Origin of the sequence: Alkalilacustris brevis (assembly GCF_003350345.1) — a bacterium.
GTDB lineage: Bacteria > Pseudomonadota > Alphaproteobacteria > Rhodobacterales > Rhodobacteraceae > Alkalilacustris > Alkalilacustris brevis.
This window is the reverse complement of the sequence record NZ_QNVJ01000100.1, coordinates 13,719-37,234: the sequence shown is the minus strand read 5'-3', so window position 1 is coordinate 37,234 and position 23,516 is coordinate 13,719. Positions and strand designations below refer to the sequence as shown.

Below are 23,516 nucleotides of genomic sequence, written 5' to 3'. Positions count from 1 at the left end.
GGTGGGCCTACCTTTCTTTGCGATGGAGCAGGGCGAGGTGATGTCCACCACGGCCGAGCCCGCCAACCTGCTGGCAAACAAATGGCATCTGGTCGAGTCGGGAGAAATCTCCGTTCTCGGCTTCCTCGGGCTTGAGACCGTGGCAGGGCTTGAGGACTACCCGAACCTTCTCGACCTGATCGACGAGGACAACCTGGCCCGCGGGCAGGCCCTGGCCGTGGCACAAGCGGCCGGTATCGGGCTGTCGCTGATCGCGCCTCCGGGCGTTCCGGAAGACCGCGTCGCCTATCTGCGCGGCGTGTTCGAGGCGACGATGAACGACCCCGACCTGATCGCCGAACCGGCCGAGCGCAGCATCCCGGTCAACTACGCCTCGGGCGAGTGGCTGCAGGAATTTCTTGCAAGCGCGATGGAAGTCGATGACTCGGTGCGCGAATGGTTCGCCAGCCTGGTTGACTGAGAACCGGAACTGACAAATGCCTGGTGGGGGGGGCGTTTCCGCCCCCCTTTCCTGCCCTTCCGGCGCAGCCTTCAACACCTTGCGGGAGTTCGATCTGTGACCCCTGACATCCTTCAGGCCATGGGCGACGCGGTCGCCACGCTCTTTCAGTGGTGCATGTTGTCCTATCTGTTTCTCGGCGCGGTGATCGGCACGCTGCTGGCCGTGCTTCCAGGTGTGGGCGGGCTGATGGGGCTGGCACTGCTGCTGCCTTTCACCTTCTCGATGCCGGCGGGCGAGGCCATCATCTTCATGATCGCGGCGCTTGCGGTCATGTCCACCGCCGACAGCATGGTCACGGTGCTGGACGGCTACCCGATGGCCAAGAGGGGCGAAGCGGGGCGCACAATGGGGGCGGCCTTCACCTCATCGGTGCCGGGGATCATCCCGGCGGTCGACCCGACGGTGATACCCAGGCTGGTCTATTCCTACAGCACGATGGCCACGCGCGGCAATAGCAGCTTCGGGCAGGGCGACGTGCGCGGGGTGATCGCCTCGGAATCGTCGAACAACGCGACCGTGGGCGGCGCACTTCTGCCCACCGTGGCGTTGGGCGTGCCCGGTTCGGCCCCGACTTTGCCGCCATTGCACGGGCCTCGCGGGCGCTAGGCCTGAAGGCCACGAGCCACGAGGAATTCAAGGCGGCGCTGGCCGAGGCGCTGGACCACGTGCAACACAGGCGCGGCCCGGCGCTGATCGATGCGGCCATCCGGCCCGAATGAAACCTGGCGCTGGCCGTGCGGGGCAAAGGCCATGCGGAGCAAGGGACGGGCGGGGGCAAAGGCCAACGACCGGCGGCACCTGCCCGCAAGCCCCCGCCACCACCTGACCTAAGGGCAGGCAGGCGTAGCTTTGCTTGACAGAAATCCGAAATAGGCGAAGGGTGAAAGCATTGGCCGGGCGCCGGAAATTTCCGGCCCGAGGGCCTCCCCCACAGCAAGGCGGCCTTGCGTAAATGGCCGGTTTCGACAACAGGGAGATTTCAATGTCAGTAGCTTCCCACTTCTTTGCCCCCACCCGGCTGCGCACAGCCAGCCTGATGGCCGGCGCCGCGCTTGCGCTTGTGCTCTCGTCGGTCAGCGTGGATGCGGAAACGCTGCGCTGGGCCCGCGTGGGCGACGCGCTCACGCTTGACCCGCACGCCCAAAACGAAGGGCCGACGCACACGCTCAACCACCACATCTATGAAACGCTGGTGGGGCGCGCCATCGACGGCTCGCTCGTCCCGCGTCTGGCGACCGACTGGTATATCGACGAGGCGGACGACACGGTCTGGGTGTTCGAGATCCGGCAGGGCGTGACCTTCCACGAAGGCCAGCAACTGACAGCCGAAGACGTGGCCTTTTCGCTCGACCGCGCGCGCACCACGCCATCGGGCATGGCGGCCCTGCACGCCGCCGTGCAGGAGGTGACCACCGATGGCGATTACACCGTGCGTGTGCGCATGGCCGGCCCCGCGCCGCTTTATGTGCAGAACCTGACCAACACCTTCATCATGAGCCGCGAATGGGCCGAGCAGAACGCGGTGGAAACGTCGCAAAACTTTGCCGCGGGTGAAGAAAACTACGCCGTGCGCAACACCAACGGCACCGGCCCCTACCGCATGGTCGAGCGTGACCCCGAGGTGCGCACCGTGCTGCGGGTGTTCGAGGACCACTGGGACGACGCGCCCGAAGTGACCGAGATCATCTACACCCCCATCACCGAGGCCGCGACCCGCGTTGCCGCGCTGCTGTCGGGCGAGGTCGATCTGGTGCAGGACGTGCCGGTGCAGGACATCGCGCGGCTGGAGCAGACCGACGGTGTGCGCGTCGTGCGCGGCCCCGAGAACCGCAACATCTTCTTCTCGTATGACATGACGTCGGAACAGCTCGCTTCGGCCAGTGTCGATGACAACCCCTTCGCCAAGCCAGAAGTGCGCGAGGCAATGGCGCTGGCCATCGATCGCGACGCGATCCGGCAGGTGGTGATGCGGGGTGAATCGCAGCCCTCGGCCGCGCCGCTGCCGCCCTTCGTCAATGGCTGGACGGAAGAGATGCACGCCTATGGCGCGCCCGACCAGGACCGCGCGCGCGCGCTGATGGCCGAGGCGGGCTACGAGAGCGGCTTCTCGGTCGATCTGCACTGCCCGAACGACCGCTACCTCAACGATGAAGGCATCTGCCTCGCGCTGGTGGGGATGCTCGGCCAGATCGGGATGGACGTGAACCTGGTTTCGCAGAGCCGGACGCTGCACTTCCCGCTGATCGAGAACTGGGAGACCGACTTCTATCTGCTGGGCTGGGGCGTTCCGACCTTCGACAGCCAGTATGTGTTCGACTTCCTGGTGCATTCCCGCGGGGGCGCCTATGGCGCGTTCAACGGCTCGCGCTATTCCAACCCGGAGTTGGACGCGAAGATCGAGGCGCTGGCCACGATGACCGACCTGGACGCCCGCGACGCGCTGATCGCGGAAATCTGGGACGAGGTGATGGAAGAACGCATCTTCCTCAATGTCCACAACCAGGTGCTGGCCTATGCCATGCGCGACGGGATCAACCTTGCGGTACATCCCGAGAACCAGCCGCGCATGACCGAAGTCAGCTTCGACTGAGCCCTGGGCTGTAACGCCGGCCCGCGCGCCTGACTTGCGCGCGGGCTTCCCGGCGGCGCGGCTGCCGCCAATGCCCGGACCGCCAGAGGCACCACTCATCCAGATCGGGGGCCACCGGCAATGCTGGCCTATATCCTGCGCAGAATCCTGCAATCCGTCATCGTCATGCTTGTCGTGGCGCTTGTGGCGTTTTCGCTGTTTCGGTTCGTGGGTGATCCGGTCTCAACCCTTGTGGGGCAGGAAGTCACCATCGCCGAGCGCGAGACACTGCGCGACCAGCTTGGCCTGAACGACCCGTTCCCCATGCAGTTCGCCAGTTTCATCGCGCGCGCGGCGCAGGCGGATTTCGGCATTTCCTACCGGTTGCAGCAGCCGGTGATGGAACTGATCCTCGCGCGCCTTCCCGCGACGTTGGAACTGGCGCTGGTCTCGGGCCTCTTCGCGTTCTTTTTCGGCGTGACGCTCGGGGTATATACGGCGCTGAACCGACGCGGCTGGACCTCCAGCGCGATCATGACGGTCTCGCTGATCGGCGTGTCGCTGCCCACCTTCCTGATCGGCGTGCTGCTGATCTGGGTATTCGCGGTCGAGCTTCAGTGGCTGCCCAGTTTCGGGCGCGGCGAGGTGGTCGATCTGGGCTGGTGGCGCACCGGGCTGCTGACCCCTTCGGGGCGCGCCTCGCTGGTGCTGCCGGCGATCACGCTGGGGCTTTACCAGCTCACGCTGATCATGCGGCTGGTGCGCGCCGAGATGCTGGAGGTGCTGCGCGCCGATTACATCAAGTTCGCGCGGGCCCGCGGCCTGTCGAACCGGGCGGTGCACTTCAGCCATGCGCTCAAGAACACGATGGTGCCGGTCATTACCATCACCGGGTTGCAGCTGGGCTCGATCATCGCGTTCTCGATCATCACCGAAACCGTGTTTCAGTGGCCGGGCGTGGGCGCGCTGTTCATCAACTCGGTGCGCACGGTCGATGTGCCGGTGATGGCGGCCTACCTCATGCTCATCGCGCTGATCTTCGTCGTCATCAACCTGATCGTCGATCTGCTCTATTTCGCGATCGACCCGCGGCTGCGCATCGACAGAAGCGCCGTGCGGCACTGACGGAGGATTGACCATGCCCCGACCCGGCCATTCAGACGCGCCTTCGGACCAGGCCACCGCGCCGCAGCCTTCCGGCACCACCCAGGCACGCCCGCAAGACACGTTGCGCCGCGCCTGGGACAGCGACCTTGCCTATTCCTTCCGCACCTCGCCGGTTGCGCTGGTTTCGGGGGTCGTCGCGCTGCTGATCATCCTCGCGGCGGTCCTTGCGCCCTGGCTTGCGCCACAGAACCCCTACAGCACGCGCGATCTGATCCTGATGGATGGCTTCACCGCGCCGATGCAGCCCTCGCTGCTGGGTAATGTCTATCTGCTGGGCACCGACGACCAGGGCCGCGACGTGCTTTCGGCGATCCTTTACGGCGCGCGCATCTCGCTTTTCGTGGGCTTTTCCGCAGTGCTTTTCGCGATGGTGCTGGGGATCACGCTGGGGCTGGTCGCCGGGTATCGCGGCGGCTGGGTGGACGGGCTGCTGATGCGGATTGCCGATGTGCAGCTCACCTTTCCGTCGATCCTGCTGGCCCTGCTCATATTCGGGATCGCGCGGGGGATGATCCCGCCCGCCTACCGCGAGACGATGGCGATCTGGGTGCTGATCGTCGCCATCGGCCTGTCGGACTGGGTGCAATATGCCCGCGTGGTGCGCGGCGCCACAATGGTTGAGAAAAACAAGGAATATGTGCAGGCCGCGCGCGTGATCGGTGTGCATCCGGCGCGGATTCTCACCCGTCACATCCTGCCCAACGTGATGGGGCCAGTTCTGGTGATCGGGACGATCGGGCTGGCCCTGGCCATCATCGCCGAGGCGACGCTTTCGTTTCTGGGCGTCGGTGTGCCGCCGACCACGCCTTCGCTGGGCACGCTGATCCGCAACGGGCAGAGTTACCTCTTCTCGGGCGAGTGGTGGATCCTGGCCTTTCCGGCGGCCGCGCTGCTGGCCCTGGCGCTTTCGGTCAACCTGCTGGGCGACTGGCTGCGCGACGCGTTGAACCCGAGGCTGAGATGACGTTGTTCCGATCGCCCCATGTTCCGCCCGTGCCGCAGGCAGGGGCAGCGCCCGACCGCCCCTCCGGGCGGGCGCTTCGCTTCCGCCCGCGGGCGGGCGCCGCCTGTGCGACCCGCAAGCTTGCGCTGGGGGGGCGCCGACGGGAGCCATGCCCATGACCGAACCCCTCCTCTCCGTCCGCGACCTTGTCGTCGAATTCCCCACCCGCCGGGGCACCCTGCGCGCGCTCGACCGGGTGTCCTTCGACATCGAGGAGGGCGAGGTGCTGGGCATGGTCGGTGAATCGGGGGCAGGCAAGTCGATCACCGGCGCGGCCATCATCGGCCTGATCGAGCCGCCGGGGCGGATTGCCGGCGGCGAGATATGGCTGCGCGGCGAACGTATCGACACCTTGCCGCCCGAGCGGATGCGCCGCATTCGCGGCAAGCGGATCGGCATGGTGTTTCAGGATCCGCTGACATCGCTCAACCCGCTTTTTACCGTGGCCGAGCAGATCATCGAGACCATCCGCACCCATCTGGATATGGGGGAACGCGAGGCGCGCGAGCGGGCCATCGCGCTGCTCGACCAGGTCGGCATCCCCGCCGCCCGGCGCCGGATCGACGACTATCCGCACCATTTCTCGGGCGGGATGCGGCAACGTGTGGTGATCGCGCTGGCGCTTGCCGCCGAGCCGGAACTGGTGATCGCCGATGAGCCCACGACCGCGCTTGATGTCTCGGTGCAGGCGCAGATCATCGACGTGCTCAAGGAGATGTGCGCCAGCCGCGGCGCCTCGGTCTTGCTCATCACTCATGACATGGGCGTCATCGCCGAAACCGCCGATCGCGTGGCGGTGCTCTATGCCGGGCGGATGGCCGAGATCGGGCATGTGCAGGGTGTGATCCAGAACGCCGAACACCCCTATACGCGCGGACTGATGGGCTCCATTCCCACGCTCACCCAGTCGGCCGACCGGCTGGTGCAGATACCCGGCGCCATGCCGCGGCTCAACGCGATTCCCGATGGCTGCGCATTCAACCCGCGCTGCCCGCAAGTGTTCAACCGCTGCCGGGTGGAACGGCCCGAACTGCTCGATCGCGGCAATGGTCGCCGCGTGGCCTGCTGGCTCTATGATGAAGCGGGGGTGTCGGGGCCGGGTGAGACTGCGGGTGAAAGGACAGGGTCGCAAGATGGCTGACGTGACGGCGGCATCCGACGTGCTTCTCAAGGTCGAGGGGCTGACGCGCTACTTCGATGTCTCGAAACCCTGGCTCAACCGCGTCATCGAGCGCGAAGCGAAGCAATACCTCACCGCCGTCGCCGATGTGAATTTCGAGATCCGGCGCGGCGAGACCTTTGCCCTGGTCGGCGAAAGCGGCTCGGGCAAATCCACCATTGCCAAGATGGTGGTGGGGCTGCTGCCGCCATCCGAAGGCCGGATCGTTTTCGACGGCACTGCAATGAGCGGCACCGCCGGCGCGCAGATGCGCAAACTGCGCCGCCGTTTCCAGATGATCTTTCAGGACCCTTTCGCCAGCCTCAATCCGCGCTGGCATGTGGGCGACATCATCGCCGAGCCGATTCGCACCTTCGGCCTTGCCCGTGGCCGCGAGATGCGCGCCGAGGTGGCGCGCCTGCTTGAAACGGTGGGCCTTTCGGCCTCGGACGCGGGCAAGTTCCCGCACGAGTTTTCCGGCGGGCAGCGCCAGCGCATCGCCATCGCCCGCGCGCTGTCGTCGAGGCCCGAATTCATCGTCTGCGACGAGCCGACCTCGGCGCTTGACGTTTCGGTGCAGGCGCAGATCCTCAATCTGATGCGCGATCTGCAGGACGAGTTCGGCCTGACCTACCTGTTCATCAGCCATGACCTGAGCGTGGTGCGCCACATGGCGAACCGGATCGGCGTGCTCTATCTCGGGCGGCTGGCCGAGGTGGCCGACGGCAAGCAGCTTTTCACCGCACCCCAGCACCCCTACAGCAGGATGCTGCTCGACGCGGTGCCCGACCTTGCCATGACGGGGCGGCGCCGCAAGCCGGTGGAAGGCGAAATCCCCAACCCGATCAACCCGCCGCCCGGCTGCAGCTTTCATCCGCGCTGCCCCTACGCGAATGCCCGCTGCAGGCAGGAGGTGCCGCGCATGATCCGACGCGGCAGCAGCGAGGCCGCCTGCTTCGCGGTCGAGGAAGGCCGGATCTGAGCCGTCGGGCTTGCGCCGATGCGGTCAACCGGCCATCACACCCGCGCGCACCTCGGCCTCGCAATGGGCGGCCAGCGCCTTGCGGCCGCTGAAATCGGCCACCCGTGCGGGCGTGTGAAAGGTCAGCCGCACCTGTCCCCCGCGCGGCGCGGCCGCCATCGCAACCAGATGCGGCATCAGTGGCATATCCCCCCACCAGCCGTGAAAGCGCGTGTCTCGCCCCGGCGGCGCCGAATAGCGCAAGCTGACCGGCTGCACATGCAGGATGTCGCGCAGCCCGTGTTCGAAGAAGGCGGCAAACAGTGTGCTCTTGAATGGCAGCACCCGCTGACCATCAGTGCTGGTGCCCTCGGGAAAGAACAGCAGCCGGTGATTGGCCCGCAGCCGGGCCTCGAATATCAGTTTCTGCAGCTTCGCCTCGCGCCCCGAGCGTTTGATGAAAACCGTGCCCGTGGCCCGCGCCAGCCAGCCGATACCGGGCCAGCGCGCCACCTCGGACTTGGCGACGAAATAGACCGGCTGGGTGGCGTTCAACACGAAGATGTCGAGCCATGAAGCATGGTTGCACACCAGCGCGCCACGCACCCGCATCGGCTGCCCCGCAACCCGTAGACGCAGCCCCAGGATCAGCAGCGCCGCCTTGCAGACAGCTACGGTGATCCAGGGCGTGACCGGCCTGCGCAAGCCGCAGATCGGCCGCTCGGCCAGCCGCAGCACCAGCATCAGTACCAGCCCGCCGAACACCACGGCGGCCAATGCCACAATCCGCGGTCCCGCCCGCAGCCAGCCTGCCGCCGTGGGCGGCGGGGGCAGCGGGGCGCCCTCGGGCGGCCGCCAGGTGCTCACCGCGCCGTCCCCCGCGTGCTGCTTTCGCGGCGGCGGGTGTAATAGCCACGGTAGCGCTCCGACATGGCTGCGGTATCCATCAAGAGGCAGACATCGGTGGTGTTGAAGGCATGGTCGATGAAGGCCCCCTCGCCCACGCAGCCGCCCAGCCGCAGATACGCCTTTATCAGCGCGGGCATCTGCGCCAGCGCCGCGCGGCGGTCCACCGCCTCGGGGGCAAGCAGATCCATCGGCTGGAAATGCTCGGGGCGTGCGCGCACCCGCAGCGCGGGCGGCGCCAGATGGTTGTGATGCAGATAGGCCAGCGGCTGGCGCAGCGCCGCAATGTCGGTGCCATGGAAGCTGGCCACCCCGAACAACACCTCGATTTCGCGTTCCAGCACATAATCGGAAAGCGCGTTCCACAGGTAATACATCGCCGTGCCGCCGCGATAGTCGGGATGCACACAGGAACGGCCCAGTTCCAGCAGCCGCCGCCCGGTGGCACGCAGGCGGGTCAGGTCATACTCGTCTTCAGTATAGAAACGCCCCAGCGCCTGCGCCCGGTCATGCGGCAGCAAACGGTAGACACCCACCACGTGCTCGAGCGCGGCGGCATCGCGCCTTGTGTCGATCAGAACGAGGTGATCGTAATGCGGATCGAAACTGTCGCGTTCGAGCCGCCGGGCATGATCGACCATCGGTCCATCACCGCCCAGTTCGGCCACGAATACCTCGTATCGCAACCGCTGCGAGGCCAGCAGATCCTGTTCATCGCTGGCCAGTCGCAACTGGAAATGCGGGTCTTCGCCGATCATCCAAGGTGCTCCGCTCGTGCCATTTGCCACTGCTTGGCAGGGTCTAGGCGGGGGGGCAGGCCATTGCAACATCCGAAATCAAGAAGGTTTTGCGCGCGTGGCCGCAGCGTTTAACATTCCCTTAACCTCGATCCGGTTCAGTCTGTCTCGTCCGTCACGATCAGGAGTGCCACAATTGCCCCGTCAATCACCACCTTGCCCTCTTCGCGGAAATTGACCGTTATGCGCCCGTTGATATTGGATTGCACCTGCCCCACCCCCCAATCCGCCCGCTCCGGGTGGCGCACCAGCATACCGGGTTCAAGTATCGCGTTGAGCGCCTGGTTCATGTCATCTCCGTTCGTGGCTGCCGCGGGGCACCGGTGACAATGCGCGGCGATTTCGACGATCATAAAGCAATTTCAAGTCAGGTGGGATCACCGAACAACCCGGAAATCGCGGCCAGCCCGAAAATTCCGGCAGTTTGGTCTTTCAACGAAAACCCGAATGACCGTGGCGCAACAGGGGCCGATCTGTCTGCCGCCGTGGCCGCGCGCATCCTGCACGATCTGAGCAACCCGCTGGGCGCGGTTGGCAACGGGGTCGAGCTGCTGCAACTCAGCCGCGATGCCAGCCTCGGCACCGCGCCCGGCATGATGCCCGATACCGCGCCCGAGATCACGCTGATTGCCGACGCCATGCGCCGCGCCTCGCAGCGGATGTGCCTGCTGCGCCTCGCCTTCGGCACCGCGCAGCCGGGCCAGACGGTAAGCCAGCGCGAGATGGACGAGGCCCTGGCCGCGCTCCCGCGGCTGGAGGCCGGCTGGCCGGCCCCCGCAGGCGGGCTTGAACGGGCGCGCGCCCGGCTGGGGCTGCTGGCGCTGCTCTGCCTCGACTCAGCCCTGCCGGCAGGCGGTGTTGCCCGGATAAGCGATAGCGCCACGGGGCTGGCGCTGGCCGCCGAAGGCAATGCGCCGCCCAACCTGCCGCCGCAACTCTGGGAGCCGTTGATCCAGGGCGGGATGCCCGCCACCACCGGCCCGGGCGAGGTGCATTTCACGTTGCTGGCGCAGACCACGCGCAATCTGGCCATGCAGATCACCCTGGCCCGGGAAGGGGCCGCGCTGACACTCACTCTGCTGGAAAACCCGCCCGGCACCTGAGGGGCGGGGGCCGGGTCGCGCAATGCGGCCGCAGCGGCGGCGGCGCGGCACTTCAGCACTTGTTGCGTTGAATCGGACTCGTCCGTTCCGGCCAGAGGGCATGCGCCCGCCGTCATGCCGCAGCCACACCTCCGGCATGACAGGGCGGGTGGGGGAAACCGATCAACCGCGGGCACGCCATGACCTCGGCAAAAAGCGGCCCGCGCCGCGCGCATCGCGGGGGCCGCTCTTCCTGCGTCGCAGGCGCTTGTGCTTTCGCTCACTTTCCGACGGGCGGCGTGCCGTGGGTGTGGAAGGTCTCGATGGTCTTCAGCCCCCAGGCCTGGCCTTTCTTGCGGTCGGCCTCTGTCCAGCACACCGGCTCCCAGTCGGGCGCGAGGACCAGCCGCGCGCCGGCATTGGCCAGTTCCACGCGATTGCCCGCAGGCTCCCAGACATAGAGGAAGAACGTGCCCTGGATGGCGTGCTTGTGCGGCCCTGTCTCGATATGCACGCCGTTTTGCAGGAAAATGTCGGCGGCGCGCAGAATATCCTCGCGCTGGTCGGTGGCATAGGTGACATGGTGGAACCGGCCATGCCCGCCGCCGTGTTCCTCGGTGCAGGCCAGGTCATAGGACTTGTTGTTGACGGTGAACCAACAGCCGCCCAGACGGCCATTGTCGAGCTGGATGTATTCCGTCACGCGGCTGCCCAGGCAGGTTTCCATGAAGCGGCGAAACTCGGTCACATCCTCGGCAAGCAGGTTGAGGTGGTCGATTCGGCGCGGCGCCGCGCCGGTAAAGGCACTGGCGGTGTTCTTCAACGCCGGCGCATCCGCCGCATCCGGCTCGGCGCGGCGGGTGTCGTAATAGATTTCAAAGACATGGCCGAAGGGGTCTTCAAACCGGAAGGCCCGCCCGTGTCCCTGGTCACCCTCGTTCCAGCCATGCACCTTGTAGCCCGAGCCTTCGATGATCTTCACCCGGCGCTCAAGCGCCTGCGCGCTGGCGGCGCGATAGCCGATATGCCCCACGCCGGTGGTGTGGTGCCGCGTCAGCTTGAGCGTATGATACTCATAGTCATCCCAGGCCCGCAGCCAGGCGCTGCTCTCATCCTGTCCGGACAGTTTCAGCCCGTAGACACGGGTAAAGAAATCCAGGCTTTCGTCGAACTTGTCGGTATACATCTCGACATGCGCCAGATGGGCGATATCGAAGGCGGGGTTGGTCGGCTTTGTCATGGCGTCATTTCCTTTGCGCCTTGCTGCTTGGTCGGACCGGCCACTCGCGCAAAGCTTGTCGGTGACTTTCGGTCGGCGCCAGCCGACCGAACGGATAACCGGGCAGGGTCACAGCCGCCGGCCCGCGATGGCCGGCCAAGGCCGTCTGTCGACGCGACACCGTTCGCCTGTTCCGAACGCCCGGCGCGCAGGGCGCACGCAGCACGAGGGGATCCTGAACGCCACCTCCTGCCTTCTTGGGTCCGTCATGCCAAAGCCTGGCGCGATGTTCAAATCAGAATACCGCCCACAAAAATAAGTTGAAGCTATGAGCCTTCTTCGACAGCCAGGCGGATGCTCCTGATTTCTCAGCAATGAAACTATTGCTCATCACAAATGGATCAAAACTCCTTTCGCACATATTCTCAAGAAAACCGCAATGGAAACAGAGATCGCCGAACTGCCCATGCCCTGGACCTTGGCGCGGCGGCGTAATCGGTTAGGCTGCAAGGCGGGGGGCTGACCATGCGCATAGCAAGCTTCAATGTCCAGAACCTGCGGCTGCGCCATATCGGCCAGGGCGATGACGCGCGGCCCCGCCTGGATGGCGCGCGCGACGGCGACACCCCGGAAGATACCGGCCCCGGCGCGCGCGCCCTCGATGCCGCCGACCGGCGCCTGACCGCGCAGGTGATCGCCCGCACCGATGCCGATGTCATCTGCCTGCAGGAGGTGTTCGACCGCGCCACGCTGGATCACTTTCACGATGAATTCCTGCGCCCCATCGCGCGCGCGCCCTGGCCGCACCGCGTCTGCCTGCCGGGCAATGACGGGCGCGGGCGCGATCTCGCGGTGCTCAGCCGCCGCCCGCTGGACGAGGTGCAAAGCCATGCCCATTTGCATCCCGCCGATCTGGGGCTGGCGCTGCCGCGCGGACAGCGCCCCGAAACCCCGCTCTTCCGGCGCGACTGCCTGCTTGTGGGAATTGGCGCGATCACATTGTTCCTGTGCCATTTCAAAGCCCCCTACCCCGACCCGGAAACCGCCTGGGAGGTGCGCCGGATGGAGGCAGAGGCCGTGCGCCGCCTGATCGAGCAACGCTTTGCCCCCGCGCCGGCGGTTCACCTGTGGCTGATCCTGGGGGATCTGAACGAGCCATTGACCGAACCCACGGGCAACCGCGCGATCGCGCCGCTACTTGCGCCGTTCAGCGCCGATCTGATGGCGCGGGTGCCGGCTTCGGCGCGGTGGTCCTACCTGCTGCCGGAAGCGCCGATCTACTCGCGCCCCGATGTGATGCTGGCCTCGCCCGCGCTGGCACGGCGCTGGCCCGATGCACGGCCCGAGATCCTGCGGCACGGCATGGGCCGCGAAGTGGCGCGCCACGAAGGCCCGCGCCTGCCCGGCGTGGGCGAACACCGCCCCCATGCCTCGGACCACGCCGCACTGGTGATCGAATTGCCGGGGCTTTGACCGCCGCACGCAGCTCCAGAACCACACAGCCGCTTGCCCGGCGCCCAATGCGGGCGGGCGGCGGTCGGGGAATCCATGGCAGCGAAATCCGCGCCTCGTGCAGCCTGCCAGCGGCGCTCTCGGCCCGGTTCCCGCAAAATCCGGCCTTTTTTCGGCCCCGTTCGCAGCCTAGGAAAAGGGGCGCGCTGCGCAAGGTGACAGGTGTCGCGATCAGGCGCGGCGGGAAATGTATTATGTGTGACCGGGCACCCCCGGAGGGATCGAATGATGACACATCGCGCAGGCAAAACGGCAGCAGGCACCCCAGGGCAGCAGGGCACCGCATGAACAGGCGCCCCGACATCACCCTTTGTAAAGACCCCGGCCCCCGGCTGCTGAGCGTGATCCTGAATTACCGAACCGCCGAAATGACACTTCACGCCGCCGAGGCCGCACTGCAGGCGATGGAGGGCATCGCGGGCGGCCTTGTGATCGTCGACAACGCCTCGGGCGATGGCTCGTTCGAGAAGATCAGCGCCGAAGCCGGGCGCAGGGGCTGGACGCGCGGCGGCCGGGTGCGCGTGATCGCGGCGCCGCATAATGGCGGCTACGGCGCGGGCAACAACCTTGGCATCCGGGCGGGCCTGCCCGATGGCACACAGCCCGATTACATCTATCTGCTCAACCCCGATGCCTTTCCCGACCCCGATGCGATCCGCAAGCTGCTCGACGCGATGCAGGCCGATCCCGCGCTCGGGCTGACGGGAAGCTACATACGTGGTGCCGATGATCGCCCGCACCGGACAGCCTATCGCTTTCACTCCATCGTCAGCGAGTTCGAGGGCGCAGCCCGGCTGCGTCCGATCAGCTGGATGCTCGCACGGCATAAGGTGGCACCCCGGGTCCCGTCTGCGCCCTGCCGGGTTGACTGGGTGCAGGGGGCAAGCCTGATGATCCGGGCACGGGCGCTGCACGACACCGGGCTGTTCGACGAAAATTTCTTTCTCTACTACGAGGAGACCGATCTCTGCCGTCGCGCGCAGGCGGCCGGGTGGGCAGTTGGCTACCGCCCCGAAAGCCGGGTCGAGCATATCGGATCGGTCTCGACCGGCATAAACACACGAACACAGCGGATACCCGGCTACTGGCTGGATTCGCGGCATTATTATTTCCTGCGCAATCATGGCCGCGCCTATGCGGCAGCCGCAACGATGGCGCATATCGCAGGCGGGCTGCTGTGGCGGCTGCGCATGGTGCTGACGGGCCGCCGCCGGCGCGATCCGCCCCGCCTGCTGCTGGACATGGCCGCGCACTGGCTGCGCCACGGGCTGCGCCGGCCGCCCCCGCCCCGCATTCCCGCCTTTCCTGGCCCGCGGGGCAGCGGCGCATTTGCCCCGCCGGCGCGCCCGGCCCCGGCCACACGACGCAAGACATGATACCATTTCCGCTTGATCACTTCGGCAAGCACGAGCGGCGCTCGGCCCCCACGGGGTGGGCGAGAAGCGCCCGCCCCGTACGGGGGCGGGACGGGCGCTGCCCGTGCTATGCACGGGCGGGACATCGCCGCCGACGGTGCCGAACGGATCAGGTAGATCTGGTATGAGCCGTTTCTCCTGCCCGCTGGGACGTGTTGCGTTGAATTGAACTCGTCCGGCTCCGACCAGGGGGCATGCGCCCGTCCGAGGCGGGCGCGGGCCGGCACGACGCATACGGGCCTTTCAGCCCAGCTCCACCGCCACCACGGCAAGGCAGTCGCCGATCTGCACAAGGCCGGGATAATGCCGGGCGGCCAGAATCCCGTCGCGCGGAGCCTCGCAGATCATCGGGGTCTTGCCCGAATGGTTGGCGCGCCAGATCCGCGCCACCGGTTCACCCGCCCGCACGGGCTCGCCCAGATCGACGAGGAACTCGCAAAGCCCCTCCTGCTGGGCGAAGAGAAAGCAATCCTCGGGCATTTCCAGGCGCCGCCCCGGGCCGGGCGTGGGCGTGCCGGGCAGGATGCCGGCGTGATGCAGCAGGTTGCGTGCGCCGCGTTTGGCGATGCCTGCGCTTTCGGCGGTTGCGGTGCCGCCGCCGCGCAGCTCAGTCGTGACAAAGACCTTGCCCTGGGCCTCGGCCTCGGTGTCGAGCATGCCGACATTGTCGATTTCGAGCATCTTCATCGTCCAGGGCGCGCCAAAAGCCTCGGCCGCGGCGGCGCAGGCGGCCTCCTGCGCCTTGTCGGCCAACACATGCGAGGCGGCGAAGGGCAGGAAGTCGAGCGTGCGCCCGCCGGAGTGGAAATCCAGCACGATATCAGCCTGCCCGATCAGATGCGTGGCCACGAAATGCGCGATCTTCTGCGTCACCGTGCCATCGGCGCGGCCGGGGAAGCTGCGGTTGAGGTTGCCGCCATCCACCGGCGAGGTGCGCCGCCCGGCCAGAAAGGCGGGCTGGTTAAGCGTGGGCAGGATGATGACGCGCCCGCTGATCGCCTCCGGCTCAAGCGAGATCGCAAGGTCATGCAGTGCAATCGGGCCTTCATATTCGTCGCCATGGTTGCCGCCGATGAACAGCGCCGTCGGCCCCTCGCCCCCTCGTATCACCGACATCGGGATCATCACCGAGCCCCAGGCGCTGTCATCGCGCGAATGCGGCAGGCGCAGGTGCCCGTGATGCTTGCCGGGCCGGTCGAGCGGGATTGTGGGCGTGATCGGGCTCTCGGCCATGGGGCTCAGTCCTTGACGAAGATCTTGCGCGGGGTGTTGCACAGGCATTCGGCGCCGTGTTCGGTGATGGTGATGGATTCGGTGATCTCCAGCCCGCCATCCTCGAGCCAGAGCGCCGGCATGAAGTGAAAGGTCATGCCGGGCTTGAGTTCGGTCATCGCGCCGCGGCGGAACGACATGGTGCGCTCGCCCCAGTCGGGCGGATAGCTCAGCCCGATGGAATAGCCGCAGCGGCTGTCTTTCTCGAAGCCGGCCTTGTTGAGCGCGGCGTTGAAGGCATTGGCGACATCCTCGCAGCGGTTGCCGGGATAAGCGCGTTCCAGCCCGGCCTCAGTGGCTTCGAGCACCGCCTCCTCGGCGCGCAGGAAATGTTCGGGCGGCTTGCCGAAGAACAGCGTGCGCGACTGCGGGCAATGATAGCGCCGGTGCGCGCCGGCGATTTCGAAGAAATTGGCCTCGCCCCGGCGCAGGGTGCGGTCATCCCAGGTGAGATGCGGCGCTGTGGCATCGAGCCCCGAGGGCGTGAGCGGCACGATGGCGGGATAATCGCCCCAATGCCCGTCGGCGCCCTGGATCGCGGCCTGGTAGATATCGGCGACCAGTTCGTTTTTCTTCATGCCCGGCTCGGCCCGCTCCACGATCACCTCGTGCATCCGCTCGACGATCCGCGCGGCGCGGCGCATGTATTCCAGCTCCGAGTCGGACTTGACCGCGCGCTGCCAGTTCACCATGCCGGTGGCATCCTCGAACCGGGCCTCGTGCAGGTGATTGACCAACGTCTGATGGGCCGCGGCCGAGTAGTAGTAATTGTCCATCTCGACGCCGATCCAGCCGGTGTTCCAGCCCCGGTCGATGATCTGGTAGGCCAGCGCCTCCATCGGGTGCTTCTGGGGGTTCTGCACATAGCTGTCGTCATAGCCGACGACTGAATCGGTTTCCTTCATGAACACCGTGCGCAGGGCACCGGCGGCATCCATGTCGCGGCCCCACCAGATGGGCTCGCCCTCCATCGGCAGCAGCACCGCCTGGTGCACATAGAACGACCAGCCGTCATAGCCAGTGAGCCAGGCCATGTTGGATGGGTCGGTGACAACCAGCAGGTCGATCCCGCGCCCTTCCATCTCGGTGCGGGTCTTGGCGATGCGGGCCCAGTATTCGGCATCGGTGAAATTCGGGTTCCAGGTGGTCACGCAAAGAATCCTCGCCAATGGGGCCGCGCGATGCGGCCCCTCAACGCAACAGACAGGGGGCGCCGGGTGAGCGTGCGCATCCCGGCTCCCCTATAGCGTTGCGCCGATTTCCTGTAACGCGTCAAGGGTTGCGGCAACAACCTGATCGCATTCGGCACGGGTGATGCACAAGGGGGGCGCAAAGCCGATGATGTCGCCCTGCGGCATGGCACGGGCGATGACGCCGCGCGCGGCCATCGCGGCGACGATGCGCGGCGCGACCTTTTCCTCCGCGTCGAAGAAACGGTGCGCCTCGCGGTCGCGCATCAGTTCGACGGCGGCCATCAGCCCCTCGCCGCGCACATCGCCCACATGGGGGTGATCGCCCAGCGCCTCATGCAGCGCCTTGTTGAAATAGGCGCCGGTGTCGCGGGCATTCTCGACGAGGCCCAGATCGTCGATCAGCTTGAGGTTGGCCACGCCAGCCGCCGCGCCGATCGGGTGGGCCGAATAGGTCCAGCCATGGCCGAAGGGGCCGAACTTGTCGGCGCCCTCTTCCAGCACCTTCCAGACCTTTTCGCTGACGATCGAGCCCGAAAGCGGCGCATAGGCCGAGGTCAGCCCCTTGGCGATGGTGATGATGTCGGGCTCGATCCCGTAATGCGTGCTGCCCATCATCGTGCCCAGCCGGCCAAAGCCGGTGACGACCTCGTCGGCGATGAGCAGGATGTCATGCTTGCGTAGGATCGGCTGGATCGCCTCCCAATAGCCGGCGGGCGGGGGCACGATGCCACCCGTTCCCAGGATCGGCTCGCCGATGAAGGCACCGATGGTGTCGGCGCCCTCGCGCTCGATCAGGGCCTCAAGCTCGGCCGCGCAATGGGCGGAAAACTCGGCCTCCGACATGTCGCGGCGCGGGCGGCGGAAGTAATAGGGGGCCTCGGTATGGATCACCTCGTCCATCGGCAGGCCAAACTTGTCGTGAAACAGCTTCAGCCCCGTCAGCGAGCCGGTAATCAGCCCCGAGCCGTGATAGCCCCGCCACCGCGAGATGATCTTGCGCTTTTCGGGCCGGCCGAGGACGTTGTTGACATACCAGACCAGCTTGACGTTGGTTTCGTTGGCATCCGATCCGCCCAGCCCGAAATAGACTTTCGACATGTTGGCAGGCGCGCGATCCAGGATCATCTTGGCCAGTGTGATCGAGGCTTCGGTGCCATGCCCCACATAGGCGTGGTAATAAGCCAGCTTGTGCGCCTGCTCGGCGATGGCCTCGGCGATCTCGGGGCGGCCATAGCCGACATTGACACAATAAAGCCCGGCGAAAGCGTCGAGCAGCCGGTTGCCGTCACGATCCTCGATGAACACGCCCGACCCGCCCGCGATGATCCGGCTGGGGGAATCGCCACGCGCGTGCTGCGCCAGGTGGGTCGAGGGATGAAGGAGATACGCGCGATCCCATTGGTCGAGTTGATCGTTGGTGAGCATGGGCGCCCCTCCTTGCTGGCTGCTGTCGCGATGGCATGAAAACGGGCGGGCCGGGGCGGCCCGCCGGCGCCAGCATAGGCCGCGCGGGAAAGATTGTGTTTCTGTATTCCGCACGCGGCGCAGAAGAAGTTGCTGGCGGGGCCAGAGGGCCGGCGCGCAGGGGTCAGGCCTCGCCCCCTGGATCGGCGGCCTTCATCAACTGGTCAAGCGGGGGCGGCGCGCCTTCCTTGACCGGTTTGGTCACGACATAGGTGTAATAGCGCGCAACCTTGCCATCCGCCAACAGCCCCTCCATGAAACGCTGGTAGCTGTCGATATCGCGGGTGACGATCTGCATCAGATAGTCGAACCCCCCGCCAAGCGCCCAGCAGCCGGTGATTTCCGGCTCGGCGGCGACGCGGGACTCGAATGTCTGGAAACTGTCGGGCGTGTGGCGGTCAAGCTCCAGCGTGACGAATACGACAAGATGCGGCGCGATGGCCTTGAGCGCGATCCGCGCCTGATAGCTTTCGATGATGCCCGAGGCCTCGAGCCGTTTGAGCCGCTCCCAGGCGGGCGAGGTGGACAGGTTGATCCGCTTGGCCAGCTCGGCCTTGGGGATCCGCCCCTCGCGGGCCAGAACCTTGAGGATCAGCAGGTCTCGGTCATCGAGGCGCAACATCTGGAGGCCTTTTGCGGATCATGAATTACGTTTCGCTAACGGAAAAGACCGCAAAACCCCGCCAAGGGCAAGCGTTTGCGGGATCGAGCCAATGGATACACGGCCGGCGCTCATCCACGCCATTGCCTCACCCGGGTGCGGGCCGCGCGGCGCGAGCCAGCCTTGGCAGGCAGCCCCGGCACCGCCTGCGCAGAATCCCGCCCTTGCGTCCCGCGCCCATAATGGCCCAAAGGGAAGGTGAGACCCACGCGCCACCCGAAAAGGCAATTGGCCCATGACCGACAAGACCCCCGAGGGCGACCGCATCGCCAAGGTTCTGGCCCGCGCCGGTGCAGCCTCGCGCCGGGGCGCCGAGGCGATGATCCTGCAAGGGCGGGTGGCCGTGAATGGCCGCGTGATCGACAGCCCCGCGCTGAATGTCGGGCCGCGCGACAAGGTCACCCTCGATGGCAAGCCGCTGGCCGCGCCCGAGCCTGCGCGGCTCTGGCTCTATCACAAGCCCACGGGTCTTGTGACCAGCGCCCGCGACGAAAAGGGCCGCGCCACGGTGTTCGACAACCTGCCCGAGGGGCTGCCGCGGGTGATGCCGGTGGGGCGGCTCGACATCAACTCCGAGGGGCTGCTGCTGCTGACCAATGATGGCGCGCTCAAGCGGGCGCTTGAGCTGCCCTCGACCGGCTGGCTCAGGCGCTACCGCGTGCGGGTGAATGGCACCCCCGACGAGGCCAGCGTCGCGCCCCTGCGCGAGGGCATCACCGTCGAGGGCGAGAAATTCCAGCCGATGCTGGTCAGCATCGACCGCCAGCAGGGCGCCAACGCCTGGCTTACCGTGGGCATCCGCGAAGGGCGCAACCGCGAGGTGCGCCGCGCGATGGAAGCGGTGGGGCTGGTGGTGAACCGGTTGATCCGCATCTCCTATGGGCCGTTCCAGCTGGGCAAGCTGGACGCCGGCGCTGTCGAGGAGGTGCGCCCGCGCGTGCTGCGCGAACAGATCGGCGAGAGGCCGGGCATCGACCTGCCCGCGCCGCCCGCCGAGACACCTGCCACGGGCAAGCCCGCCAGGCGGGGCAAACCGGCAGCCAAAACGTCGGGCAAACCGCTGGGCAAACCGGGCAACAGGCGCAACGCCGAAAGCGGGCAGCCCATGGGCGCAGGCGGCGCAAGGGGCAGCAAGCCCGGCAAGCCCCACGGCCCCGGCACGGCCCCACGACGCGGGCCCGCTGGCGCCGGCAGCCGCCGGCCCACATCGCCCAAGCGCGGCCCGCGTGACGGCAAGGGATAACTTTGCGCCCACCCGGAAAGCGGCTAGTCTGGCGCCACGCGGCAATATGAGTCGCACGGTCAGGCAAGAGAGTATGATGAACGCCCCCATGGAGATGGAGCACGAAGACGTCCTGCGCATCAAGCTCGAGGTTCTGCGCCGCGAACACCGCGATCTGGACGACGCGATCGCCGCACTTCAGGCCAAGGGCACCTCGGACCAGCTGACCCTGCAGCGTCTGAAGAAGAAGAAACTGCGCCTGAAAGACGAGATCTCCCGGATCGAAGACGAACTGACCCCGGATATCATCGCCTGAGTGCCTTGCCGCGCGAGCGCCTGTGTCTATAGTGCGCGGCGAACGGCCGGGGCACCGCACCCAGCATGGCCGCAGCACGGAACGGCAAGGGAATACAGCCAATGACTGATATCCGGGTCGGACTCATCATGGGCAGCCAGTCGGACTGGCCCACCATGCGCGAGGCCGCCGAAATCCTCGAAGCGCTGGACGTGCCCCATGAGCGGCGCATCGTCTCGGCGCATCGCACGCCCGACCGGCTTTGGGACTATGGCAAGGGCGCGGTGGGCCGCGGGCTGAAGGTGATCATCGCCGGGGCGGGCGGTGCGGCGCATCTGCCAGGCATGGTGGCCTCGAAAACCCGGCTGCCGGTGATCGGCGTGCCGATCCAGACGCGCGCGCTTTCGGGAGTGGACAGCCTTTATTCCATCGTCCAGATGCCACGCGGTTTCCCGGTCGGCACGATGGCGATCGGCGCGGCGGGCGCGGCCAATGCCGGGCTGATGGCCGCGCAGATCCTCGCGCTGGAAGACCCGGCGCTGGCCGAACGGCTGGAGCGCTGGCGCGCCGAGCTTTCCGCCTCGATCCCCGAGGAGCCGCGAGATGAGTGATGCGCCGCTCGCGCCGGGCAGCACCATCGGCATCCTCGGCGGCGGGCAGCTTGGCCGGATGCTCGCGCTGGCGGCGGCGCGGCTGGGGCTGCGCTGCCATGTGTTCGAGCCTGCCGCCGATTGCCCCGCCGCCCATGTCTGCGCCCGCCACACCGCCGCCAGCTACGATGACAGCGCGGCACTTGAGGCCTTCGCCGCCGGGGTGGACGTGATCACCTACGAGTTCGAGAACATCCCGGTGCCCGCGCTTGACGCGCTTGAAGCGATGCGCCCGATCCGCCCCAATCGCCGCGCGCTGGCCATCAGCCAGGACCGGCTTGAGGAAAAGCGCTTTCTTCAGGGGCTGGGGCTGACGGTGGCGCCCTTCGCCCCGGTGGAGGACGCCAGCAGCCTGAAGGCGGCACTGGCGCGTATCGCCCCCCCGGCGATCCTCAAGACGCGGCGGCTGGGCTATGACGGCAAGGGCCAGGCACGGATCATGGCCGCAAACGAGGCCGGCACCGCGCTGGCCGCGCTGGCAGGCGCGCCCGCGATCCTGGAGGGGTTCGTGGATTTCACCTGCGAGATTTCTGTCATCGCCGCGCGCGGCACCGGCGGCGAGGTTGCCTGTTTCGACCCGGGCGAAAACCGCCACGAGGGCGGCATCCTGCGCCACACGACCGTGCCCGCCGCCATCCCCGCCACAGTGCAGACCGATGCGGTGCTGCTGGCCGGGCGGATCCTCAATGCGCTCGATTATGTGGGGGTGATGGGGGTGGAGTTGTTCGTCACCGCGCAGGGGCTCTTGGTGAACGAGATCGCCCCCCGCGTGCACAATTCGGGCCACTGGACGCAATCGGGCTGTGCGGTGGACCAGTTCGAACAGCATATCCGCGCAATTGCCGGCTGGCCGCTGGGGGACGGGCGGCGGCACACAGATGTCGAAATGGAAAATCTGATCGGCGACGATGTGACCCGCGTGCCGCAGATCGCCCGCGAAAGCGGCGCAAGCCTGCATCTCTACGGCAAGGCCGAGGCGCGGCCGGGCCGCAAGATGGGCCATGTGAACCGGGTGCGGGCACGCACGCCCTGACCGGGGCCACCAGGTGGCAAGGCCGGGCCGCCATCTGGCCGGCAGGCAGGTGCCATTCCCACCCGTGCCGGGTGATGAGCCGGGGCAGCGACAGGCCGCGGAATGGCGCTCCCCCGGCGGCGCAATGAGGCGCTTTATCCCCGCGAAACCCGCATGACCTGCTAGCCATGCGCCTGCATCCACAAGATCGCCAGGTCGCGGGGACGGCCTGGCGATGGCGCGGCGGGCCTGCGGCCCTTTATTCCGCGCCAGGGCCTCCGGCGGGGATATTTTTACCAAGAAGAAGGACAGCCTCGCACTTTCGGGAAGCGAAGCAAGCGGCGGCGCGGCCTTCAGCGCACCTTGAGCGTAGCCAGCCCGATGGCGGCAAGGATCAGCGAGATGATCCAGAAGCGGATCACGATCTGCGGCTCGGCCCAGCCCTTCTTTTCGAAATGATGGTGGATCGGCGCCATCAGGAAGACGCGCTTGCCGGTGCGTTTGAAATAGATCACCTGGATGATCACGCTCAGCGTCTCGAGCACGAACAGCCCGCCGACGATACCCAGCACGATCTCGTGCTTTGCGGCCACGGCAATGGCGCCCAGCGCGCCGCCCAGCGCAAGGCTGCCAGTATCGCCCATGAACACCGCAGCCGGGGGCGCGTTATACCACAGAAAGCCCAAGCCCCCCCCGATGAGCGCAGCGCAGAACACCAGCAATTCGCCAGTGCCGGGGACATAATGCACATCGAGATATTCGGTAAAATCGACCCGCCCCACTGCGTAGGCGATCACTCCCAGCGCCGCCGCCGCGATCATCACCGGCATGATCGCCAGCCCGTCCAGCCCGTCGGTCAGGTTCACGGAATTGGCCGCACCGACGATCACGAAGACGGCGAAGGGCACGAAAAACCAGCCAAGGTTGATCAGCACATCCTTGAACACCGGCACCGCAAGCTGGCCCGAAAGCGCGGGCGGGTGCAGATACATCGCAGCCACCGCCGCCGCCAGCCCGATGACCAGCCCGATCGCCAGCCGCAGCTTTCCCGGCACGCCCTTGTGGTTGCCCTGGCTGACCTTGGCGTAATCGTCGGCGAAACCCAGCAGGCCGAAACCCGCCGTCACCAGCAGCACCAGCCAGACATAGGGGTTGTCGAGCCTGGCCCAGAGCAGGGTCGCCGTCATCAGCGCCCCCAGGATCAGCACGCCGCCCATGGTGGGGGTGCCGGCCTTGGAAGTCAGGTGGCTTTCCGGCCCGTCGGCGCGGATCGGCTGGCCGTTGCGCTGGCGCCGCCGCAGCAGGTTGATCAGCGGCGGGCCAAAGACAAACCCGAAGACCAGCGCGGTAAAGAAGGCAGCGCCCGCCCGGAAGGTGATGTAGCGAAAGAGATTGAAAACCCCGCCATCTTGGGCGAGTTCGCTCAGCCAGAAAAGCATTCCATCCGTCTCCCGG

23 protein-coding genes and 1 pseudogene are annotated in these 23,516 nt (G+C 66.8%); 15 read left to right on the top strand and 9 right to left on the bottom strand.

Features of this window, described 5'->3' with window-relative positions; all coding sequences use genetic code 11:
• The first annotated feature begins 1 nt into the window (after position 1).
• The 8 genes and pseudogenes from DQ229_RS15885 (at position 2) to DQ229_RS15850 (ending at position 7,382) form a co-directional block, all read left to right on the top strand.
• Positions 2-460 carry a type 2 periplasmic-binding domain-containing protein gene (locus tag DQ229_RS15885; protein ID WP_238381159.1) on the top strand — a complete coding sequence of 153 codons (459 nt, stop codon included), beginning with the start codon at positions 2-4 and terminating at the stop codon, positions 458-460.
• 120 nt (positions 461-580) lie between these two features.
• Positions 581-1,063, top strand: a pseudogene (locus tag DQ229_RS15880) (tripartite tricarboxylate transporter permease); the annotation flags it as partial.
• The gene (locus DQ229_RS17050) at positions 1,000-1,221 is read left to right on the top strand and encodes a thiamine pyrophosphate-dependent enzyme (RefSeq protein ID WP_114967257.1); all 222 of its coding nucleotides are present in this window, start codon (positions 1,000-1,002) and stop codon (positions 1,219-1,221) included. The pseudogene DQ229_RS15880 and the gene DQ229_RS17050, both read left to right, overlap by 64 nt.
• A 263-nt stretch (positions 1,222-1,484) precedes the next feature.
• Positions 1,485-3,092 (top strand): ABC transporter substrate-binding protein, encoded by a 1,608-nt coding sequence (locus tag DQ229_RS15870; RefSeq protein WP_338014185.1) that lies wholly within the window; start codon positions 1,485-1,487, stop codon positions 3,090-3,092.
• Positions 3,093-3,212: 120 nt separating this feature from the next.
• Entirely contained in the window at positions 3,213-4,196 is a 984-nt protein-coding gene (locus DQ229_RS15865; RefSeq protein ID WP_114967246.1) for an ABC transporter permease, read from the top strand.
• A gap of 13 nt (positions 4,197-4,209) precedes the next feature.
• Positions 4,210-5,202, top strand: coding sequence for an ABC transporter permease (locus tag DQ229_RS15860; protein ID WP_114967245.1), 993 nt, complete (start codon positions 4,210-4,212; stop codon positions 5,200-5,202).
• A 154-nt stretch (positions 5,203-5,356) separates the two neighbouring features.
• A complete protein-coding gene (locus DQ229_RS15855) occupies positions 5,357-6,382 on the top strand; it encodes an ABC transporter ATP-binding protein (protein ID WP_114967244.1) in 1,026 nt (341 codons plus the stop codon).
• Complete coding sequence (locus DQ229_RS15850) at positions 6,375-7,382, top strand: ABC transporter ATP-binding protein (protein WP_114967243.1); 1,008 nt, start codon at positions 6,375-6,377, stop codon at positions 7,380-7,382. Before DQ229_RS15855 ends, DQ229_RS15850 begins: the two co-directional genes overlap by 8 nt.
• Positions 7,383-7,406: 24 nt before the next feature.
• Here DQ229_RS15850 and olsA read toward each other — a convergent pair whose 3' ends face one another.
• The 3 genes from olsA to DQ229_RS15835 form a co-directional block, all read right to left on the bottom strand.
• Positions 7,407-8,228, bottom strand: coding sequence for a lyso-ornithine lipid O-acyltransferase (olsA, locus tag DQ229_RS15845; protein ID WP_238381155.1), 822 nt, complete (start codon positions 8,226-8,228; stop codon positions 7,407-7,409).
• Positions 8,225-9,025 (bottom strand): L-ornithine N(alpha)-acyltransferase, encoded by an 801-nt coding sequence (olsB, locus tag DQ229_RS15840; protein WP_114967242.1) that lies wholly within the window; start codon positions 9,023-9,025, stop codon positions 8,225-8,227. The genes olsA and olsB overlap by 4 nt, the downstream gene beginning before the upstream one ends.
• A gap of 137 nt (positions 9,026-9,162) precedes the next feature.
• A complete protein-coding gene (locus tag DQ229_RS15835; protein WP_114967241.1) occupies positions 9,163-9,354 on the bottom strand; it encodes a DUF3553 domain-containing protein in 192 nt (63 codons plus the stop codon).
• A gap of 81 nt (positions 9,355-9,435) precedes the next feature.
• Between DQ229_RS15835 and DQ229_RS15830 the strand changes: the two genes are divergently transcribed.
• Positions 9,436-10,167, top strand: a complete 732-nt coding sequence (locus tag DQ229_RS15830; RefSeq protein ID WP_162300901.1) for a histidine phosphotransferase family protein — start codon at positions 9,436-9,438, stop codon at positions 10,165-10,167.
• A 259-nt stretch (positions 10,168-10,426) separates the two neighbouring features.
• Here DQ229_RS15830 and DQ229_RS15825 read toward each other — a convergent pair whose 3' ends face one another.
• Complete coding sequence (locus DQ229_RS15825; protein ID WP_114967239.1) at positions 10,427-11,386, bottom strand: VOC family protein; 960 nt, start codon at positions 11,384-11,386, stop codon at positions 10,427-10,429.
• Positions 11,387-11,890: 504 nt separating this feature from the next.
• On the opposite strand from DQ229_RS15825, the gene DQ229_RS15820 reads away from it, so the two are divergent.
• Positions 11,891-12,838, top strand: coding sequence for an endonuclease/exonuclease/phosphatase family protein (locus tag DQ229_RS15820; RefSeq protein WP_114967238.1), 948 nt, complete (start codon positions 11,891-11,893; stop codon positions 12,836-12,838).
• A 323-nt stretch (positions 12,839-13,161) separates the two neighbouring features.
• A complete protein-coding gene (locus DQ229_RS15815; RefSeq protein WP_114967237.1) occupies positions 13,162-14,253 on the top strand; it encodes a glycosyltransferase family 2 protein in 1,092 nt (363 codons plus the stop codon).
• A 282-nt stretch (positions 14,254-14,535) separates the two neighbouring features.
• Here the strand turns inward: DQ229_RS15815 and doeB are convergent, their stop codons facing one another.
• From doeB to DQ229_RS15795, 4 genes are all read right to left on the bottom strand, one after another.
• A complete protein-coding gene (doeB, locus tag DQ229_RS15810; protein ID WP_114967236.1) occupies positions 14,536-15,525 on the bottom strand; it encodes a N(2)-acetyl-L-2,4-diaminobutanoate deacetylase DoeB in 990 nt (329 codons plus the stop codon).
• A gap of 5 nt (positions 15,526-15,530) precedes the next feature.
• Complete coding sequence (gene doeA / locus DQ229_RS15805; protein WP_114967235.1) at positions 15,531-16,715, bottom strand: ectoine hydrolase DoeA; 1,185 nt, start codon at positions 16,713-16,715, stop codon at positions 15,531-15,533.
• A 90-nt stretch (positions 16,716-16,805) separates the two neighbouring features.
• Positions 16,806-18,182 carry an aspartate aminotransferase family protein gene (locus tag DQ229_RS15800; protein ID WP_114967234.1) on the bottom strand — a complete coding sequence of 459 codons (1,377 nt, stop codon included), beginning with the start codon at positions 18,180-18,182 and terminating at the stop codon, positions 16,806-16,808.
• A gap of 163 nt (positions 18,183-18,345) precedes the next feature.
• Positions 18,346-18,840, bottom strand: coding sequence for an Lrp/AsnC family transcriptional regulator (locus DQ229_RS15795; protein WP_238381163.1), 495 nt, complete (start codon positions 18,838-18,840; stop codon positions 18,346-18,348).
• A gap of 277 nt (positions 18,841-19,117) precedes the next feature.
• On the opposite strand from DQ229_RS15795, the gene DQ229_RS15790 reads away from it, so the two are divergent.
• The 4 genes from DQ229_RS15790 to DQ229_RS15775 all read left to right on the top strand — a co-directional run bounded on the left by DQ229_RS15790 (position 19,118) and on the right by DQ229_RS15775 (position 22,082).
• Positions 19,118-20,125 (top strand): pseudouridine synthase, encoded by a 1,008-nt coding sequence (locus DQ229_RS15790; RefSeq protein WP_114967232.1) that lies wholly within the window; start codon positions 19,118-19,120, stop codon positions 20,123-20,125.
• Between the two features lie 76 nt (positions 20,126-20,201).
• Complete coding sequence (locus tag DQ229_RS15785) at positions 20,202-20,420, top strand: YdcH family protein (RefSeq protein ID WP_114967255.1); 219 nt, start codon at positions 20,202-20,204, stop codon at positions 20,418-20,420.
• Between the two features lie 101 nt (positions 20,421-20,521).
• The gene (gene purE / locus DQ229_RS15780; RefSeq protein ID WP_114967231.1) at positions 20,522-21,010 is read left to right on the top strand and encodes a 5-(carboxyamino)imidazole ribonucleotide mutase; all 489 of its coding nucleotides are present in this window, start codon (positions 20,522-20,524) and stop codon (positions 21,008-21,010) included.
• Positions 21,003-22,082: a 5-(carboxyamino)imidazole ribonucleotide synthase gene (locus DQ229_RS15775; protein ID WP_114967230.1), complete on the top strand. Its 1,080-nt coding sequence runs from the start codon at positions 21,003-21,005 to the stop codon at positions 22,080-22,082. Before purE ends, DQ229_RS15775 begins: the two co-directional genes overlap by 8 nt.
• A 332-nt stretch (positions 22,083-22,414) precedes the next feature.
• Here DQ229_RS15775 and mraY read toward each other — a convergent pair whose 3' ends face one another.
• Positions 22,415-23,500 carry a phospho-N-acetylmuramoyl-pentapeptide-transferase gene (mraY, locus tag DQ229_RS15770; RefSeq protein WP_114967229.1) on the bottom strand — a complete coding sequence of 362 codons (1,086 nt, stop codon included), beginning with the start codon at positions 23,498-23,500 and terminating at the stop codon, positions 22,415-22,417.
• Positions 23,501-23,516: the final 16 nt, after the last annotated feature.

Bases quoted from the DNA above. Each gene is read 5' to 3' on its own strand.
- DQ229_RS15860 (WP_114967245.1), top strand. From the start codon at position 4,210: ATGCCCCGACCCGGCCATTCAGACGCGCCTTCGGACCAGGCCACCGCG.
- DQ229_RS15870 (WP_338014185.1), top strand. From the start codon at position 1,485: ATGTCAGTAGCTTCCCACTTCTTTGCCCCCACCCGGCTGCGCACAGCC.
- DQ229_RS15790 (WP_114967232.1), top strand. From the start codon at position 19,118: ATGACCGACAAGACCCCCGAGGGCGACCGCATCGCCAAGGTTCTGGCC.
- DQ229_RS15815 (WP_114967237.1), top strand. From the start codon at position 13,162: ATGAACAGGCGCCCCGACATCACCCTTTGTAAAGACCCCGGCCCCCGG.
- DQ229_RS15820 (WP_114967238.1), top strand. From the start codon at position 11,891: ATGCGCATAGCAAGCTTCAATGTCCAGAACCTGCGGCTGCGCCATATC.
- DQ229_RS15850 (WP_114967243.1), top strand. From the start codon at position 6,375: ATGGCTGACGTGACGGCGGCATCCGACGTGCTTCTCAAGGTCGAGGGG.
- olsB (WP_114967242.1), bottom strand. From the start codon at position 9,025: ATGATCGGCGAAGACCCGCATTTCCAGTTGCGACTGGCCAGCGATGAA.
- DQ229_RS15800 (WP_114967234.1), bottom strand. From the start codon at position 18,182: ATGCTCACCAACGATCAACTCGACCAATGGGATCGCGCGTATCTCCTT.
- DQ229_RS15785 (WP_114967255.1), top strand. From the start codon at position 20,202: ATGAACGCCCCCATGGAGATGGAGCACGAAGACGTCCTGCGCATCAAG.
- DQ229_RS15835 (WP_114967241.1), bottom strand. From the start codon at position 9,354: ATGAACCAGGCGCTCAACGCGATACTTGAACCCGGTATGCTGGTGCGC.
- DQ229_RS15865 (WP_114967246.1), top strand. From the start codon at position 3,213: ATGCTGGCCTATATCCTGCGCAGAATCCTGCAATCCGTCATCGTCATG.
- mraY (WP_114967229.1), bottom strand. From the start codon at position 23,500: ATGCTTTTCTGGCTGAGCGAACTCGCCCAAGATGGCGGGGTTTTCAAT.
- DQ229_RS15855 (WP_114967244.1), top strand. From the start codon at position 5,357: ATGACCGAACCCCTCCTCTCCGTCCGCGACCTTGTCGTCGAATTCCCC.
- DQ229_RS15775 (WP_114967230.1), top strand. From the start codon at position 21,003: ATGAGTGATGCGCCGCTCGCGCCGGGCAGCACCATCGGCATCCTCGGC.
- DQ229_RS15825 (WP_114967239.1), bottom strand. From the start codon at position 11,386: ATGACAAAGCCGACCAACCCCGCCTTCGATATCGCCCATCTGGCGCAT.
- purE (WP_114967231.1), top strand. From the start codon at position 20,522: ATGACTGATATCCGGGTCGGACTCATCATGGGCAGCCAGTCGGACTGG.
- doeB (WP_114967236.1), bottom strand. From the start codon at position 15,525: ATGGCCGAGAGCCCGATCACGCCCACAATCCCGCTCGACCGGCCCGGC.